Origin of the sequence: Nostoc sp. PCC 7524, assembly GCF_000316645.1 — a bacterium.
Classification (GTDB): Bacteria; Cyanobacteriota; Cyanobacteriia; order Cyanobacteriales; family Nostocaceae; genus Trichormus.
Genome location: NC_019684.1, coordinates 2,930,833 through 2,948,986, shown reverse-complemented (window position 1 = coordinate 2,948,986; position 18,154 = coordinate 2,930,833). Strand labels below are relative to the sequence as shown.

Here is an 18,154-nt window from a genome sequence, read left to right as displayed (position 1 = left end):
CTTGTTTAATCCAACTTATTCAATTGCCTACCATCATCTACAATATGGAGGCAGACAAGATTACAGAGCCAGTAGGAGAATTTTCGGTGGATTCCCGATACAACGCAGCAGCAATTGAGGAAAAATGGCAACAAGCATGGGCAGAACTTGGCTTAGATAAGACCCCCACAGATAGCAATCAGCCCAAATTCTACGCTCTATCTATGTTTCCCTACCCATCAGGTAGCCTACACATGGGTCACGTCCGTAATTACACAATTACTGATGTGATTGCCCGCCTCAAACGAATGCAGGGGTATCGGGTGCTGCATCCAATGGGATGGGATGCCTTTGGCTTACCCGCAGAAAACGCTGCCATTGACCGGGGTGTACCGCCGGCTAAGTGGACTTATCAAAATATTGCCCAAATGCGGCAGCAATTACAGCGTCTTGGTTTATCTATTGATTGGGACAGCGAAGTGGCTACTTGTTCACCTGATTATTACAAGTGGACACAGTGGATTTTCTTGCAATTTTTGCAAATGGGGTTAGCTTACCAAAAAGAAGCAGCCGTTAACTGGGACCCCATTGACCAAACTGTATTAGCCAACGAACAAGTTGATAGTGAAGGACGTTCTTGGCGCAGTGGTGCGAAAGTTGAGCGCAAATTATTGCGGCAGTGGTTTTTAAAGATTACCGACTACGCCGAACAATTGCTCAATGACTTGGATAAATTGACAGGTTGGCCGGAAAGAGTCAAGTTGATGCAGGCTAACTGGATTGGGAAATCCACAGGGGCGTATTTGGAATTTCCCATTGTTGGCAGCAGTGAGAAAATCGCTGTCTACACTACCCGCCCTGATACTGTGTTTGGTGTCAGCTACGTAGTGTTAGCACCAGAACATCCTTTAACCAAGCAAGTCACCAGCAAAGCCCAACAAGCGACAGTAGAAGCCTTTATTCATGAGGTGACAAATCAAAGTGAGTTGGAACGTACCGCCGAAGACAAACCTAAGCGCGGTGTTCCCACAGGCGGCAAAGTAGTCAACCCATTTACAGGGGAAGAAGTACCTATCTGGATTGCTGACTATGTACTGTATGAATATGGTACTGGGGCGGTGATGGGTGTACCTGCCCATGATGCACGGGATTTCAAATTTGCTCAAAGATATGATTTGCCCATTGATTTTGTCATCGCTGATCCCAAAGATGTCGCAGGGTTTGACTTAACCCCAACATCCGATGGGGAGGAAGTGACACAACTTGTACAGATTGAGTACAACGACGCATATACTGAACCAGGAATTTTAATTAATTCCGGTGCTTTTACAGGCCTCAATTCCACAGATGCCAAACAAGCAATCACTAAATATGCTGAGGAAAATAGCTTTGGTAAAGAACGGGTGCAATATCGCTTGCGGGATTGGTTAATTTCCCGGCAACGGTATTGGGGCGCACCCATTCCAGTGATTCACTGCCCCAACTGTGGGATAGTACCAGTACCAGATAAAGATTTGCCTGTACAGTTACCGGAGGAAGTGGAGTTTACTGGGCGGGGTGGTTCACCGTTAGCGCAGTTGGAAAGCTGGGTGAATGTCCCTTGTCCGACTTGTGGCACTCCAGCCAAACGGGAAACTGACACAATGGATACCTTTATTGATTCCTCGTGGTATTTCTTGCGGTATCCTGACGCGCAAAATGAGCAGCAGATTTTTGAATTAGGCAAAACTAATGACTGGATGCCTGTAGATCAATATGTGGGTGGGATTGAACACGCGATTTTGCATTTGTTGTATTCGCGGTTCTTTACCAAAGTCTTGCGGGATAGAGGTTTATTGAATTTTGATGAACCCTTTGAGCGTTTGTTAACTCAAGGGATGGTGCAGGGTTTAACTTACATGAACCCTAACAAAGGCGGTAAAGATAAATGGATTCCGTCCTCATTAGTTAACCCCAATGATCCGCGTGATCCCCAAACTGGCGAACCATTGCAGCGTCTTTACGCCACCATGTCCAAGTCTAAGGGTAATGGTGTCGCGCCGGAAGATGTCATTGCTAAGTACGGTGTAGACACGGCGCGGATGTTCATCTTATTTAAAGCACCCCCGGAAAAAGATTTGGAGTGGGATGAAGCTGATGTTGAAGGACAATTCCGCTTTTTAAATCGAGTTTGGCGTTTAGTGACGGAGTATGTTGCAGCTGGAGTATGTCGCAAGCAAGCACAACTTGATAATTTAAGTAAGCCAGAAAAAGAATTACGACGGGCAATTCATACAGCTATCCAAGCTGTGACTGAAGATTTAGAAGATGAGTATCAATTCAATACAGCCGTTTCGGAATTGATGAAGTTGAGTAATGCTATCACTGATGCCAACTGTCAAAATTCACCAATTTATGCAGAAGGTATGCGGACGCTGGTAGTATTGCTGGCTCCCTTTGCGCCACACATTGCTGATGAATTGTGGCATTTATTGGGTAACAAGGAATCAGTGCATACGCAATCTTGGCCTAGTTTTGACCCAGAGGCTTTAGTTGCTGATGAGGTGACTGTGGTGATTCAGATTAATGGTAAAAAGCGGGCTGATATTCAAGTGCCGGCGCAAGCTGATAAGGCGGCTTTAGAGAAGTTTGCTCTGGAGTCTGAGGTGACTCAGCGTTACATTGAGGGTAAGGAAATTAAGAAGGTGATTGTTGTGCCTGGGAAGTTGGTTAATTTTGTAGTGGTTTAAGAATTAAAGGCATGAGGGCTGGGTGAAGTTTTGGCTCTCATGCCTTTGTTTTTTAAGGGTTAATAGATTGTTGCTTCAATACTTTGGTGTTGCTGAAAAGATTTTTTAAAAGCTCACACAGAGGAGCAAAGGCATAGAGAGAAGAAAAAATTTTCATTCTGCTTTAAATGCTTCTTGCAAGATTCTTTGAACTCAACTTTTTAAAGCTGACGCGCTACTACACATTTTGATTTTTAGCCGTAACCGAACTGTATTGAGTGCGATCGCACCAATAAATTGACCCAGATGTCATACCAATTCACGAAAAGCCTGATACAAATAAAGCATCAAGAATAAAATCCCAACCTGTGATAGAAGCAACAACTGATGTGTTTAATTGTTCCAATCGCTTCCAGATAAATTCTCTTAATTCATCTAAATTTGAGAAGCTTTCCCAAGTTAGATGCCTTTTAACTTCTTCCCACAATCTTTCTATTGGATTAACTTGAGGTGTATGTGGAGGTTGAAATAACAAAACTATGTTTTCTGGTATTTTCAGATGCTGACTTAAATGAAAAGCCCCATTGTCTAACTGAAGAATATGAATATCTTGAGCATAAGTCTGGGAAAATTTTTCTAAAAAAATATTGAAACAGGCTGTATTCAAATGAGAGAATTCCCAGATAAAATACTCTCCAGTTAAGGGTTCCACTAATCCATATAAGTAAAAATTATCCCGCTTCCATTGCATAATGCCGATGGGCTTGACTCCTTTTTTAGTAATTAGTCTCCCAGCTTCAGTCTTCAATCCCACACGGCTTTCGTCCCCACACCAATATCTCATTGTTTTTTGCCTATCTACTGGTGCTATGACGTGTTTTTTATTACTTCTAGGTATTGTGGCAGTTTTTTTAAATTCTGATTCTGCTTCGCTATCGTATTTAATACCTACTGCTCGCGGCACTTTTAGCTTTGCTTTCATTTGATAGCGCACTGTATCATGTACTACTTTATATGATGCTTCTATCCCTTCTACTGCTTTTAACCATGTTCGGATTTCCTCATAACTTTTGAATCCCTCCGATTCTTGAAGCTCTTTGTCTAGCTGCTCTCTTACTTGTAAGCTAATTATTGCAGGTCGCCCTGGACTCTTTAGAGTTGTTAATAGACCCTTGATTCCCGACTCTTGATAATTTTTTAACCATCTTTGTACCGTTACCCTTGCCCTTCCTACTACCACCGCTACATCTTGTATTGTTTTCACTTGTCCTATTTTCAGCAAATACAAAGCTTGAATCCGTTCAAAACTTGATGCTGTTTTTTGTTTTAAGAGCAACTCATGTAATTCCTCTACTGACTCTTTTATTTCTACTTTGGTTACTCCAGCCATCTTTGCTCGTTAATATTTATTCCTTATTTATCTGTATCATACTTTTCGTGAATTGGTATCAGTTCTCACTGTTAATCGCTGTCAGTTTACATTTATTTTATACAAGTAGACATCAACTCCCAAGTCCATCTAGTTTTCCGATGAGACTCTTAAAACTATAAGCCTTGTTTTATAAAGGTTTGCAGCTATCGAAAAATGACGGATGCTCTTAATTATTACTTTTTACGTAAAATTACTTTGATTAAAAAGATACTATAAACGAGCTATTCATACTTAAAAAACTGTGACATTATGAATTTGTCGCAACAAATTTAGTTACCCATCAAGGATTTTCAAAAGTATGAAAATAGCTATTGTGGCAGCAATTGCATTACCTATATCTCTAGCTACAACCACTTTAATAGCTGCTCCTTCGTTAGCAGTAGCAGCAACCAACAATACAGATTTATCCTATGCTACTAAGGTTTTGGAATACAACGCAGGTGCAGGTATTCAGGAAAGTTTTAGAACAAATACAAATAATGCGCTAGGTACGCCCCAAGCGGATCCAAGCAATAATAGTAACAAAAACTTCCTCAGCCTAGGTTTAGGAGGATCGGCTATCTTTGAATTTGGAGGAAAATTTCTACCTGAAGTGACTTTGTGGGAAACTACTTGGGGGGGTACAGCCAAAAGAGATCAGAACTACCACAATGAAAAAGTGGAGGTTTTTGTGGGAAATGATCTAAAAAACTGGATATCTCTTGGCATAATCGAGAATATTGATGATGGCGCTTACATCAACCCAGGGGGTGCAACTATTAAGGCTAAGGATCAAAATATTGCCACAACACTCTTCCAATATCTCAAACTGGTTGATGTTTCACCAACAAAAGCAACACAAACAGCCACAGAAAAAGCTACAAGTGGAGATGGCTTTGATGTCAATGCTGTTGCAGTCAAAACAGTCCAGTCTGTTCCCGAACCTGGTTCTATATTAGGATTATTGGCATTTGGTACATTGGGGGTAAAATTAGGACTAAAGCCCAAAAAACAAGCATCCTGAACAAGATGATGGCAAACTTGAGTCTTGAGGCGGGTAAGATACCCGCCTGATGTAATATGGGTCTTAGCTTAAAGCCAAAAGTAAATCGTTTTTAGCTTGTTCTAAGGCTGCTGGTAATTTACTTGCGTCGCGTCCTCCGGCTTGGGCGAGGTTTGGTCTACCGCCGCCGCCACCGCCGCAGATTTTCGCTATAGCACCAATAAATTTACCCGCCTGTAAGCCTTTCTTGTTGACTTCGGGGCTGAAGGCTGCAACTAGGCTAACTTTCCCTTCTTCGGGAACTGAACCCATTACCACTGCACCGTTACCGATTTTTTGCAGTAGGCGTTCGGCTGCGGTTTTCAATGATTCGGGGTCAACGCCTTCTAATTCGGCAACTATAATTTTGTGGTCGCCTAAAGTTGTCGCTGTTTGAAGTAAGCTGTCGGATTTAGCGATCGCCAATTGTCCTTTTAGTGTTTCCAATTGCTTCTCCGCATTCCTCAGTTCGGTTTGCAGGGTGGTGATTCTGTCTGGTAGTTCTTCGGGTTTGACTTTAAAGCGATCGCTTAAATCTTTAACCACTTTATCCCGTACATTCAAGTAATCTAAAATTGCCGGCCCGGATACCGCTTCAATCCGCCGCACCCCAGAAGCTACGCCAGCTTCAGTGATAATCTTGAATACGCCAATCTCCGCAGTATTACTTACGTGCGTACCTCCGCATAATTCCATAGATACGCTAGGGAAATCTATCACGCGGACTTCATCACCGTATTTTTCCCCAAACATGGCTACAGCACCTCTAGCTTTCGCTTCAGCTAAGGGTAATACTTCGACTTTGGCGGAGTGGGCTTCGGCTATCCAGGTGTTAATCTGTTCTTCAACTTGTTGGATTTCTTCTGGTGTTAAAGCGCGGGGACAGTTGAAGTCAAAGCGCAATCTGTCGAAGGATACCAAAGAACCGGCTTGAGATATGCCCTCATCAACAAATTTCTTTAACGCTGCTTGGAGGAGGTGAGTTGCTGTATGGTTAGCTTGGGCGCGACGACGACAAGCCCTATCAATTTGGGCGGTGACGGTATCGCCTACGCGCAGTGTACCGCGTTCGATGCGTCCGAAGTGGACAAAGAAATCGGATTCTTTTTTCACATCTTCCACGCGTACAACCACACCATCACCGGAAATATAACCGCGATCGCCTATTTGTCCCCCCGATTCCGCATAGAATGGGGTTTGGTTGAGGACTATCTGCACGTCTGTTCCGGCTTCGGCTTCTTCTTGGGAAACACCACCTACTAATAAAACTTCGACTTGCGCTGTTGCTGCTGGTTGCTCATAACCTATAAACTCGGTGGCGTGGATGTGTTCTGCGAGTTTGTCGAGAGAACCTTGTACTGTTAAGTCGATGGTTTCGTGTGCAGCTTTGGCGCGTTCGACTTGCTTTTGCATCTCGATATTAAAGCCAGTTTCATCAACGGTGAGGTGGTTTTCCTCAGCGATTTCTTGGGTGAGTTCTAAGGGGAAGCCGTAGGTATCGTACAGGGTGAAAGCACTTTCACCACTAATTTGGGTTTGCCCTTGCTGTTTCACCTGTTGGATAATTTCCTCTAGAAGTTTCTCGCCTCTATCTAAAGTTTTGAGGAAATTCGCTTCTTCCCGTTGCAGTTCCGCTTTAATACCTGCTTCCCGTTGGCGCACATTGGGGTATGCTGATTCCGAAAGAGCGATCGCTGTTTCGGCAACTTGGTTAATAAATTCCCCTGTAATCCCAATTAATCGCCCATGACGCACCACCCGCCGAATTAATCGCCGCAATATGTAACCCCTCCCTACATTGGAGGCGCGGATTTCATCAGCAATCATGTGGACAACGGAACGGACGTGATCCCCGATGACTTTTAAAGAAACTTTGGTGTTCTCGTCGCTGTCGTGGTAATTGATCCCCGCGATTTTGGCGGCTGTCTCGATAATCGGAAAAATTAAGTCTGTTTCATAATTATTTGGCACTTGTTGGAGAATTTGCGCCATTCTCTCCAAACCCATGCCGGTATCAATGTTTTTATTTTGCAGGGGTGTTAAGTTACCTTCTGCATCCCGGTTGTATTGCATGAACACCAAGTTATAAAACTCGATAAACCGGGTGTCATCTTCTAAATCTATATTGTCATCGCCCCGTTCTGGGTGGAAATCGTAATATATTTCGGAACAAGGGCCACAGGGTCCAGTGGGACCGGATACCCAGAAGTTATCATCTGCACCCATGCGTTTAATTCTGGCTGCTGGTACACCAATTTGATCCCGCCAGATAGCAAAGGCTTCGTCGTCTTCTTCAAAGACGCTGACAACTAGGCGTTCCTTGGGTAAACCAAAAACTGTTGTGGAGATTTCCCAACCCCAGGCGATCGCTTGTTCTTTAAAATAGTCACCAAAACTGAAATTACCCAGCATCTCAAAAAATGTATGATGCCGTTTGGTGCGTCCGACGTTTTCTATATCGTTGGTGCGGATGCACTTTTGGGAAGTTGTCGCCCGGTTAAATTCTGGTGTGCGCTGCCCCAGGAATATCGGTTTAAATGGTAGCATCCCCGCGATCGTCAGCAGCACGGTGGGATCTTCTGGCACGAGGGAAGCACTGGGCAGAATCTGGTGTCCCCGTTGGGCAAAGAAGTTAAGGAATTGGGTACGAATTTCGTTACCACTGAGTTGCTGCGGGTTTAAAGACATGGGTCGAACGTAAAAAGTAGTGTAAATAAACTAGGGAACATCTGCACACAAGCTTTTGTCTCTAGTGCAGACAAAGTTTGTCCCCATAGCAGTCATCTATGCCATGAGATAGATGCTGTTGGGACGCATATCTACTAAGTGTTTTTCATAAGTAGCTCTATATATTTTTGCATTTTGTTTCCCTTTACTGCCAGGAATTTATGCCTATGTGCAGTTCTATGTGATGCTGATGCACTTCTTTGTATGTAATGTTTCAATTACCTATCTTTAGTCAGATGAGCGATCGCTAGCTCATTTAATATATTTAACTGATTCAGAATAAGTATTGAGGTCAGTAATGGCTCTGAAATTAAAAGTTCCCGATATTGCTTGTGATGCTTGTGCAGAAAAGATCACCGATTCTATTCATGTTATGGAGCCAGATGCCCTAGTTGATGTCAATGTTAAAGATAAAACAGTTACGGTAGAATCAGCCGCATCTGAAGAGTCAATTAAGCAAGTAATTGTCGCTGCTGGTTATTCGATAGCAGGCTATTAATAATCAACTCATTTCTTCATCATCTTAAATTCAATGTGGCTACATCTGACCCATATTTAATGGCAGAATTAATGCCAATTAAAGAACAAAACAGCAAAAATCATTAGTTTTGTAGAGAATAATTTTACTAATAATGTAAATAGAATTATTCTCTACATCTTATGGATGTTATCTAAGGAATCTGCTTAATAGCCACATAGTTATAGATAGTTTTAGCAATATTTTTGGGCTAATAACCCCCAAATTAAGAATCAGTGTATCAGTATAGCTATTTACGCTGTTATATTTCGCTAATTTGAGTAAATTCAGCTATGACAGTTCTTATTTACGAGAAAATACTTAGAAAAATAAAGTATACAACATAAAAAATTTTTATTTTTTATAGTCAATTATACTGTAGATAAAAAAGTATGATTTTTATAAGAATAAATATAAGTAAAATGATATTTATTCTTAACACCAGTAAAGCAAATTATTAGTTATTTTGCTTAAGTTCAATAATTATCACATGGGAATTACAGTAATAATATGTTGTTAATATAGAATATTACGTATTTTCACTGTTAAATCTATATATAGATATAAAGGGGAGAGTTATCATCAGAGCTTTAATTTATCCAAATTTTATATGTACTGCTAAATGTATTAAGAGGATATTAAAATTTTAGTTATTTGTTTATTTAAGAGTAAGACTATACAAACATAGAGAAGTGTCTCAAACACACATTAACTATATAAATACACGGAAAAATAAACTTGAATCTTTGCAATCAGAAAGGCAAAAACCACAGCAATGAAGATAAGCATTCTGGTCTTTGGGAGTCTTAACTTTCTTGCTACACTTCCCGATCAGATCCATGATGCCAACGCTTTTAATTTAAAAGTGATGACTGAGTTTAATCAGGTAGTGTCGCATCTCCAAATTGTGCTGCCCGATGTCATATTTGTGCAAGCAAGTTTACAGGGCAGTGTCGAACTTTGTAGCTGGTTAAAACAGCAAAGCCAGCTATCCTGGATACATTGTATTCTTGTAGAAGATCGTCAAGAGCAAATCTTGGCGAGAAGTCAACGCGGTTGGGAATGGGAATTTGAGATGACAGCTAATGCACTCAACCAGGGTGCAGATGCTTATATTTGGTTATTAACTGAAGAAACAGACAATCTAACAAGTACGTTAGCAATTAACAACTTACTTTTAGGTCAATTACAAGTTGGTTTGCGGAAAGCACAAAAGTATCGCGATTTGATGAATACAAACGATATCTTATCAGCGATCGCCTTAGCCGATTCCTTAACCGACTTAAATAATCGGCGAGCCTTGGAGTGGGATTTACCTAGACAAATTACTAAAGCCCGTAGTCAAAATATTCCCTTAAGCTTGATTATTCTAGATGTGGACTATTTTAAGAAAGTCAACGATCAGCATGGACATTTAGTGGGCGATCGCCTTTTGCAATTATTATGTAGTCGCCTACGCCACAATCTGCGTTCTCAAGACACTGCTTTCCGGTATGGCGGTGAGGAATTTGTGATAATTTTAGCTCATACCAACGGTGAAGAGGCGCAAAAAGTCGCAGAACGTCTCAATCGGGTAGTTAGAGAGCAAGCATTTGCTATTAACAGTAAATTAACTCTTAATATCACCATTAGCTTGGGTGTGGCGTGTCTGCAAGCAAATGATGATGACAAGGGAATCAGCTTATTACACCATGCTGATCAATGTCTATTAGCAGCTAAAGCATCCGGACGCAACCGATTCATTAGTTGGGATCAATTATCTCAAGTCTCAGAACTCGAAGCAGTTTCTTAAGAAGGGAATAGGCAATAGGCAATAGGCAATAGGTAATAGTTATTCTCCTCTGCTCCCCCTGCTCCCCCATCTTCCCCACTCCCTATTCCCCACTCCCCACTCCGCCATCAACAATCGCCTGCTGACAGTTGCCAATTGTAGCCCGTTGTCTCATTGCTACTACTAAAGCTTGATAACTAGACCAATTTTCTTGTAAAAGGGTTTTGGCTTGGAGTACGTGAAACCTTTGTTTTTGCTGATAAGCAGACTCAGAAAAACCCACAGTTTTTAAAACGGCTGCGAGTTTACTTTGATCATCAAAACCACCTTCAGCTTGAGTAAAGACTAAATTCTCCGCAGCAATACCTGCCATCCACACAGTACAGTAACGCTCTAACATCTGCGTACTGAGTTTACCTTGCTGTAATTGAGATGCTAACTCTTCATCATCAAAGGAGACACCACCTTGCCCTGGCTGTCCTTGTTTCCAAGCTTCCCAAGCACTGAGGGTGTAGCCTGTGACGGGAATACCTAAAAGGTGAGCCACAAGGAAGTGTCCAGCTTCGTGATGAATAATGCGATCGCGGTGTTGTGGTGAAAAGCCAGCAATCCAATCTAAAACAATAGTGCCGCCCTTACCTTGTAAACTAAAACTATCAAAAGTCGCTATGCCCAAAATAGTGAAAGTAGCAACTGCTGGAACTGTAGGAGATAAGTTAATTAAAGGTCCCAATAGAGCCGATAAAGTCATGATAAAAACAGAGATTGCAACTAGATTTAGGGCAGTTTGACTCATTTGTGTCGGGAAAATAGAGGGTAGGGGAAGAAAATTTTGATTACAGCTTAATGTTTCTTAATTATATTAATCAATGCTGCATATCTCATGCTCTATGCCCAATGTTAGAAATTGGAAAGGAGTAGATGGTTGTACGATGATGAACTCACAGGTAGAGTCGCAGCGAGATAATCCCAGAGATTGGTTATGGCCGTTCTGGCTGGCTTTACCAGTTTATCCCTACAGCAGACGGCGGACACTTTGCCGAGAAGTAGTCAAGGATAAGATTTGGACATTTGATCAACTCCACGGCATCCTCTACACCATAGTGCCGATTCGGATGACGGTGATCAAGCTTGATACAGGTGGTTTGTTGGTGTATGCACCTGTGGCTCCGACTGTTGAGTGTGTACGCCTAGTTAATAATTTAGTAGCCAAGCACGGAGCAGTTAAGTATATTATTCTGCCTACCAGTTCTGGTTTAGAGCATAAAATCTTTGTCGGCCCCTTTGCGAGACAGTTTCCCCAATCGCAGGTTTTTGTTGCTCCCCACCAGTGGAGTTTCCCCTACAATTTGCCCCTCAGTTGGCTAGGTTTTCCCCACAAACGCACCCAGATACTACCAGAAGATAGTAGCCAAGCCCCCTTTGCTGATGAGTTGGACTATGCAATTTTAGATATTAATTTGGGGCGGGGATCATTTGTAGAAGTGGCTATGTATCATAGGCGATCGCACACTCTACTGGTGACTGATACTGTGTTATCTGTACCAGAAGAGCCACCAGAAATCTTTCAATTAGATCCCTACCCCTTACTGTTTCACGCGAGGGAAAACGCACGCCAAGCCATTGCAGATCATCCAGCCAACCGTCGCCAAGGATGGCAACGTATTTCCCTGTTTGCCATTTATTTTCGTCCTAGGGCAATGGAAATCACTGGATGGGGTGAGATGTTGCGCGATGCGATCAAAGCACCACATCATTCACCAAAAGCATACTTTGGTTTATTTCCCTTCCGATGGCAAGAAAATTGGCAGCAGTCCTTTGCGACTCTACGGGGTAATGGTAGACCATTTGTAGCCCCCATTCTGCAAACCCTGATTCTGCCCCAAGCCCCGCAACAAGTTATCAATTGGGCTGAAAAAGTGGCGAAATGGGATTTTCAACAGATTATTTCCTGTCACTTTGATTCACCATTTACAGCCACTCCCCAGCAATTTCGCCAAGCCTTCTCTTTTTTAGAAAAGAACTCTGCTATTGATGGCAATCAATCTCTGTTAGATGAAGAGATGAAATTCATCAAAGAATTAGAGAGTCATTTCGTCAAGCGAGGCATTGCTACACCCGCCAAGGAAAAAGTTTAATTTGAGAATCCAAAAAAGCGATCGCCTGAAATTTTAGTAGGCGATCGCTTTTTTGAATTAATCACAGTTGGCTAATCAATTCAATGGTTCAACTATAGTCCTTAAACCATTGCTATTGAGTATCCGCAACATTTCATCAGCGTTATCACGACTACTAAACACTCCAGCTTGCATAACTCTACGCCCTTGCCAAACGGTGGGAAATGCACCAGGAGCTAAGTATTTAACTAACTCCTGCTCTCTGTCACTTATTGCTTCTACAACTACGCGGTAGCGTACACCTGCTGTATGAGAAGATAAATAATTTCCTCCATAGCTAGTTGTATAAGTTTGCGGTGCTGAAATCCTTCGCATATTGCGGGTATTACCTAGAGGAATCTCACCACTAGGAACAGGCAACAGCTCATTACTCCTGGCAGCAGTAACTTCTACAACATCATTACCCGGAACCGGACTTACTTTTAGGGTGGGGTTTGATTGTTGTTGCCTAACTCCTGTCGGTAATGGTGAGAGATTAGATGGCCATGACTGCTGTTGAGTAGTCATCGTTGGCTGTGATTGTTCTTCCTGGGGTGCAACAAACTCAATGGTGTTGCGATCGATTTGCACAAAATTGAGCTGTGCCGTTTGAGGAGGAACAGGTGGTAATGCCGTGGGTTTTCTAGGAGAGGCTGGGCGAGTTGTGATGGCTCTGTTTCGGTTTGCCGTTCTGTTGGCAACGGGGGCTGATGGTATTTGATTGAGTCTAGGTACAGTCAGAGGTGCGTTGGCTGATGTCAGTGGTGGCAATTGGCTGCGGCTTTGATTACTGACAGGCTGCCGGGGTTGGGTGTTAGTGTCCGACACACCAGGAGCAGTAAAGACAATTTCGCCGTTTGCCGGTGTCTGCTCAAGGACTTGATTGGCTGGGGTAGCCACTGGCGCAGTTAAATTGACTTTACCAGCGATGCGTTGACGATTGATGGTATTGCCAACCGCCACAATTTCCTGTTTAGCCGCACCAGCATTAATGTCATAGCGGCTATTGTTGCGAAATTCATTACCACCTGCTTCTGTCGCATTACCCAAGTCAGGCATTGCTTGAGCGATCGCTACTAAACCGTCTTCTTTACTCCCTTGAATTAAATTATTTCGTAAAATGGGACGAGATTTAGCTTGGACGATAATCCCAGCACGGTTGTCTTTAATGACATTGCTTACTACCACTGGCGCAGCAGTTTGGGTAACATTGACTCCAAACCCCGTTTGTTCAAACACATTTTCTCGGATCTGGGCTAGAGAATTACCACTGATGGTGATGCCGTTCGCGCCATTGCGATAAAAGTAATTCTTAGTAATGGTGCTAGCACTGTTACCAGCCACAGCCACACCATCCTGGGTATTGCCCGTAAAGGTATTGTCTGCAATTACCGCATTAGTTGATTCTATCCAGACACCGTAACCACGGGGGTTAGAATTTGTTACCGTTACCCCACTTAAGCCGGCTTTGTTAGCACCAACAATGGTGACATTCTGCCCGCCAAAACTCCGACTGAGGAATTGTCCACCACCTTGAATGATGATCCCCTGTCCTTTATTCTCGGTATCACCTTGAATAGCAACACCTGGTTTGAGCATCAAGGGGAATACTTCTCCTGTATCCGCACTATAAGTACCAGGAGCCAGCTTAATAATTGTATTAGGGGTGGCAACTTGTAATGCTTGGGTAATCGTCTTCCAAGGGGCATTTTCACTGCCATTTCCGGACGTGTCATCTCCGATACTGGGGTTGACAAATAGTACATTAACCTGGGAGAGTGTTGATTCACCCAGGAGCATCTGATTTGATATAGGTGGTACTTGAGCAAGGACGCTACCAAGGTTTGTACTCAGTAACGTCATGCTGACTATACCTAGAGTGCATAATAAGCAGCCCGAAACTGGAGACCTTGTAACTGCCAAAGAAGTTGGCTGAGATTGCAAGTTGTTTAATCTACGATATTTTGGTGAAAAAATGAGGGAAATCAACTTCACACCACTCCTTAGAAGTAATAATAATTTTTCATACTTCCAATATTCAGTATGACGATAATGTTATCCGCTCTATTGACCAATTGGCTATTTTAAATACAAAGTAATTATATAGAGGGAGTAGGGGAGTAGGGAGTAGAGAGAACTCTAAGCGGAGGTTTCCTCCGATCAGAAGTTCGGAGGAGTAGGGACTGGAAGGGCATAGGGACTCAAAGGGACTGGGAAAAAATTTCCCTAATGCCCCAGTACCCAATCCCCAGTACCCAATCCCCAGTACCCAATCCCCAGTACCCAATCCCCAGTACCCAATCCTATGCAAATCGACTATGCAAAGCACATTGCAACTATGAAAGAGGCTGGCTATTACGATGAAAGCATCACTAATGGGAGTGTTGTAATGGTCGAGCCATACAGCCAACAACAGCAAATACAGCAGGTTGTCTACCGCATTTTAGATGCTAATTTAGACCGCGCTCGTGAGGGTTTGCGGATTATTGAAGAATGGTGTCGTTTTGGGTTAAATAATGCCCAAATGTCCGGGGAATTTAAGCACCTCCGTCAAGAGGTGGCGATTTGGCACACGGCGGAATTACGCGCTGCACGAGATACAGCAGGTGATCCCGGTACTGAGTTAAGTCATCCCCAGGAGGAAAAACGCTCTAGTCTCAAGTCATTATTACAAGCTAACTTTTGCCGTGTCCAAGAAGCTCTGCGGGTGGTGGAGGAGTATGGTAAGCTTTATCATCCCAATATGGGCAAAGCTTTTAAGCAGATGCGCTATCAGGTTTACACCCTAGAGACAGAGTTAATGGGGTATGAGCGTCATCAGCTGTTGTGGCGATCGCGTCTATATTTGGTAACATCCCCATCAGAGAATTTATTGGCTACTGTCGAATCTGCGCTCAAAGGTGGATTGACTTTGGTGCAGTACCGCGATAAGGATACGGACGACACCGTGCGTCTAGAACAAGCCACAAAGTTACAGCAACTATGTCATGCTTACGGTGCTTTATTTATCATCAATGACCGGGTAGATTTAGCTTTAGCTGTAGATGCAGATGGGGTACATTTGGGACAGCAAGATATGCCCATTGCGATCGCCCGGCAATTACTCGGCCCGCAACGTTTAATTGGCCGTTCCACTACCAACTCCGAAGAAATGCACAAAGCAATTGCTGAAGGTGCAGATTATATTGGCGTGGGGCCTGTATATGAAACTCCCACAAAAGCTGGAAAAGCGGCTGCGGGTTTAGAATATGTTCGTTACGCCGAACAAAATAGTTCAGTTCCCTGGTTTGCCATTGGGGGCATCGATGTCAATAATATCAATGATGTGATTGATGCAGGTGCAGAAAGGGTAGCAGTAGTGCGATCGCTCATGCAAGCCGAACAACCGACTTTAGTCACCCAATATTTGCTCTCCCAGCTCAATCGCGTCAAACCAGAAAAATCCATTTAAGCTGCAAAAATCCGGTTTATGTCTCATGAGATTACCCTTCAGGTAAATGGGGAAACTCATCATTGTGTATCCTCAACCCCTTTACCTGATTTACTAGCACAGTTAGGTTTTAATCCTCGTTTAGTAGCCGTAGAGTACAACGGGGAAATTTTACATCGTCAATTCTGGGAAAAAACTACAGTACAATCAGGCGATCGTCTAGAAGTGGTGACGATTGTCGGTGGAGGGTGAAATAGGCACTTTTGTAGGCAATAGGCAATAGGCAATAGTCGTCAGTATTTATTTTTTCTCCCTCATCTTCCCTATCTCCCCCTACTCCCTACTCCCTACTCCCCACATATAACAAACGGTGCATAGTTCTACGGTTAGCTAATTCTTTACCTTGACGGCCAAGTTGTTCGCGTAGTTGTTGGTTTTGACACAATTGCTTGAAGGCTTGAAATACTTCATAGCCAGATTTAGGATTCACCAATAGGCCGTTTTCTTCATGGCGCACTACATCAAGTAACGTACCATGACGAGAGGCAATTACAGGCTTACCAAAGTAACTAGCTTCTAAATAGACAACCCCAAACCCTTCTAAACCTCTCGCTTTTTTATCTGCAATAGTTAGCATGGCGAAGATATCACAAGCTGCATAATAGCCTGCTAATTCCTGATGAGGTACATAGCCAGCAAAATGTACTCTTTGATCTACACGCAAGCGTTGCGCTAGAGATTTTAGTTCCGCTTCACAGGGGCCTGCACCGCAAATGAGATAATGAACATCAACGCCAATAGTCAAAAGTAGTGGTAAGTTCTCAATCACCCGTTCAAAGCTTTTCTGCTTGACTAAGCGTCCTACGGAGAGAATCACTATAGATGTCGAGGGAATATTGTAAGCCTGACGGATGCGATCGCGTAACTCATCTAAATTTCTCGTGTGGTTTCCTAAACCAAATTTTTCTGGCCTGATTACTGGATGAATGAGGTGGGTAGGAGTTTGCAGGCGGAAGGTATTTCTCAGGTAATCTTGGGTGGAAGAACTATTACAGACAATGCCTTCGGCTCGTTTTAGGGTAAGTTTAAAGAGCGATCGCCATAGGGGATTGCGGATAGCACAAACTAAATCCTTACCGTGCAAGTAAATAAAAAAGCGCACTGGTAAGATATAACTCAATAACAACAGTGAAGGAAAATCGTAGCCGTGACCCCATTCAATATAGCGGTAGCGATAGCGAAAATAAAGTTTAATTGCTAAGACAAATGACAAGATGAGATGACAACAAGGCTGCAAATAACTGCCGATAAAATTACCTAACCAATCTTTAGGATTTGTCCAGCGATACACGGGAAACTGTTGTGCTTGGTCAAAAACTTGATCACCCGCACAACTAGCCGCCAAAACAATGACTCGCTCCGGATCTTGAAGACAACGATTGTAGAGATATTCTCCAATTACAGCTTCTTTGGGTAGAAAAAGCCGTGATATTACTAAAATGTCCGGGGATGCAGTTGTTTCTCTAATTGGTGTTGCTAGTTGTGAGACGTGTTCCATGTTAGTTTCTTGTAATTGACTGCAAATAAGTTCTCAATTTTCAAACTGCAACTAAGGCAAAGTAATTAATCAGAATTGGCTGGTTGCTATAAATACTACCTCCTGTAAGTAATTACACAGAAATTTTTACTGAGGAATTCACTGACGCTAGTATCTAATTTTCTCCCCTTTTTTATTTTTAGCCAACAATAAAAACTGAAAAATAAGTATTTACCCATTATTTGTCAGAAATTTTTACAATTCTTCATGAAACCGATCATGGTTGAGATATTTGCAGCCTGACTTGACACTCTGTAGTACCTAGCTGTGAAGAGCATGATTGTTGATGGTTGTAAGAGGTTATTTGAAAAGTCCCTGGTGATGTACCAAATCCTTTCAGATCCCCCTAAATCCAAGCCACTTGCCACAAGTCGGCATAGCCGACGACAGTTGCCTTAAGTTGTCCTCTAAGGGAGAGTGCCTTCAATAGGTGATATCTATATTTTAAAAGATGAAATATAGAAACTTCTTTGTTAATTCTATGAAGTGTTTGTTAATTGTATGTTTTAGTCTTTTATGGATCAAGTTTAGGCAATTTGGTTGAAAATTTTATCCGAAAAGCTGATGATTGTATCTGTAGTGAACAAATGAGAAATGCTGTAAAAAGCACAAAAAGTTGCCGTTATTCAAAGATTATTTTGATTAATCTCCAATATCATCCTTCCTATTAATAATTTCCCAGTTATTAGCTGATATCTGAATCTAAAATGGTATGAGACTCCTATTTAATTATTGTTGGGGTAGCCTGCGCTGGCGCATAAAAATTCATTAGGAGCGGGTTGAAAATTATCATCAATTACTAATAGTGATATTGGT

General features: G+C 42.5%; 12 protein-coding genes. 7 read left to right on the top strand and 5 right to left on the bottom strand.

What is annotated here, in order from left to right:
- The first annotated feature begins 86 nt into the window (after positions 1-86).
- Positions 87-2,708 carry a leucine--tRNA ligase gene (leuS, locus tag NOS7524_RS11725; RefSeq protein ID WP_041555712.1) on the top strand — a complete coding sequence of 874 codons (2,622 nt, stop codon included), beginning with the start codon at positions 87-89 and terminating at the stop codon, positions 2,706-2,708.
- Between the two features lie 298 nt (positions 2,709-3,006).
- Here the strand turns inward: leuS and NOS7524_RS29420 are convergent, their stop codons facing one another.
- Positions 3,007-4,077 carry an IS630 family transposase gene (locus NOS7524_RS29420; RefSeq protein ID WP_015138698.1) on the bottom strand — a complete coding sequence of 357 codons (1,071 nt, stop codon included), beginning with the start codon at positions 4,075-4,077 and terminating at the stop codon, positions 3,007-3,009.
- A gap of 340 nt (positions 4,078-4,417) precedes the next feature.
- Between NOS7524_RS29420 and NOS7524_RS30445 the strand changes: the two genes are divergently transcribed.
- Positions 4,418-5,122 (top strand): hypothetical protein, encoded by a 705-nt coding sequence (locus tag NOS7524_RS30445; protein ID WP_015138697.1) that lies wholly within the window; start codon positions 4,418-4,420, stop codon positions 5,120-5,122.
- 63 nt (positions 5,123-5,185) lie between these two features.
- On the opposite strand, the gene alaS is transcribed toward NOS7524_RS30445, so the two are convergent.
- Positions 5,186-7,828: an alanine--tRNA ligase gene (gene alaS / locus NOS7524_RS11705; protein ID WP_015138696.1), complete on the bottom strand. Its 2,643-nt coding sequence runs from the start codon at positions 7,826-7,828 to the stop codon at positions 5,186-5,188.
- A 337-nt stretch (positions 7,829-8,165) separates the two neighbouring features.
- Between alaS and NOS7524_RS11700 the strand changes: the two genes are divergently transcribed.
- Both NOS7524_RS11700 and NOS7524_RS11695 read left to right on the top strand, forming a co-directional pair.
- The gene (locus NOS7524_RS11700) at positions 8,166-8,366 is read left to right on the top strand and encodes a heavy-metal-associated domain-containing protein (protein ID WP_015138695.1); all 201 of its coding nucleotides are present in this window, start codon (positions 8,166-8,168) and stop codon (positions 8,364-8,366) included.
- 793 nt (positions 8,367-9,159) lie between these two features.
- Positions 9,160-10,176: a GGDEF domain-containing protein gene (locus NOS7524_RS11695; protein WP_015138694.1), complete on the top strand. Its 1,017-nt coding sequence runs from the start codon at positions 9,160-9,162 to the stop codon at positions 10,174-10,176.
- 82 nt (positions 10,177-10,258) lie between these two features.
- On the opposite strand, the gene NOS7524_RS11690 is transcribed toward NOS7524_RS11695, so the two are convergent.
- A complete protein-coding gene (locus NOS7524_RS11690; RefSeq protein WP_015138693.1) occupies positions 10,259-10,951 on the bottom strand; it encodes a hypothetical protein in 693 nt (230 codons plus the stop codon).
- Positions 10,952-11,090: 139 nt separating this feature from the next.
- Here NOS7524_RS11690 and NOS7524_RS11685 point away from each other — a divergent pair, with 139 nt between their 5' ends.
- A complete protein-coding gene (locus NOS7524_RS11685; RefSeq protein ID WP_041555709.1) occupies positions 11,091-12,293 on the top strand; it encodes a DUF4336 domain-containing protein in 1,203 nt (400 codons plus the stop codon).
- 75 nt (positions 12,294-12,368) lie between these two features.
- On the opposite strand, the gene NOS7524_RS11680 is transcribed toward NOS7524_RS11685, so the two are convergent.
- Positions 12,369-14,174, bottom strand: coding sequence for a DUF1565 domain-containing protein (locus NOS7524_RS11680; protein WP_083882601.1), 1,806 nt, complete (start codon positions 14,172-14,174; stop codon positions 12,369-12,371).
- Between the two features lie 475 nt (positions 14,175-14,649).
- Between NOS7524_RS11680 and NOS7524_RS11675 the strand changes: the two genes are divergently transcribed.
- Entirely contained in the window at positions 14,650-15,762 is a 1,113-nt protein-coding gene (locus NOS7524_RS11675; RefSeq protein ID WP_041555708.1) for a thiamine phosphate synthase, read from the top strand.
- Between the two features lie 18 nt (positions 15,763-15,780).
- Positions 15,781-15,993: a sulfur carrier protein ThiS gene (thiS, locus tag NOS7524_RS11670; RefSeq protein WP_015138689.1), complete on the top strand. Its 213-nt coding sequence runs from the start codon at positions 15,781-15,783 to the stop codon at positions 15,991-15,993.
- 88 nt (positions 15,994-16,081) lie between these two features.
- Here thiS and NOS7524_RS11665 read toward each other — a convergent pair whose 3' ends face one another.
- On the bottom strand, positions 16,082-17,299 hold the full coding sequence (locus NOS7524_RS11665) for a glycosyltransferase family 4 protein (protein WP_015138688.1): 1,218 nt from the start codon (positions 17,297-17,299) through the stop codon (positions 16,082-16,084).
- Between the last annotated feature and the right edge of the window lie 855 nt (positions 17,300-18,154).

Bases quoted from the DNA above. Each gene is read 5' to 3' on its own strand.
- NOS7524_RS11690 (WP_015138693.1), bottom strand. From the start codon at position 10,951: ATGAGTCAAACTGCCCTAAATCTAGTTGCAATCTCTGTTTTTATCATG.
- alaS (WP_015138696.1), bottom strand. From the start codon at position 7,828: ATGTCTTTAAACCCGCAGCAACTCAGTGGTAACGAAATTCGTACCCAA.
- NOS7524_RS11695 (WP_015138694.1), top strand. From the start codon at position 9,160: ATGAAGATAAGCATTCTGGTCTTTGGGAGTCTTAACTTTCTTGCTACA.
- NOS7524_RS11685 (WP_041555709.1), top strand. From the start codon at position 11,091: ATGAACTCACAGGTAGAGTCGCAGCGAGATAATCCCAGAGATTGGTTA.
- thiS (WP_015138689.1), top strand. From the start codon at position 15,781: ATGTCTCATGAGATTACCCTTCAGGTAAATGGGGAAACTCATCATTGT.
- NOS7524_RS11700 (WP_015138695.1), top strand. From the start codon at position 8,166: ATGGCTCTGAAATTAAAAGTTCCCGATATTGCTTGTGATGCTTGTGCA.
- NOS7524_RS11665 (WP_015138688.1), bottom strand. From the start codon at position 17,299: ATGGAACACGTCTCACAACTAGCAACACCAATTAGAGAAACAACTGCA.
- NOS7524_RS11675 (WP_041555708.1), top strand. From the start codon at position 14,650: ATGAAAGAGGCTGGCTATTACGATGAAAGCATCACTAATGGGAGTGTT.
- NOS7524_RS11680 (WP_083882601.1), bottom strand. From the start codon at position 14,174: ATGACGTTACTGAGTACAAACCTTGGTAGCGTCCTTGCTCAAGTACCA.
- NOS7524_RS30445 (WP_015138697.1), top strand. From the start codon at position 4,418: ATGAAAATAGCTATTGTGGCAGCAATTGCATTACCTATATCTCTAGCT.
- NOS7524_RS29420 (WP_015138698.1), bottom strand. From the start codon at position 4,077: ATGGCTGGAGTAACCAAAGTAGAAATAAAAGAGTCAGTAGAGGAATTA.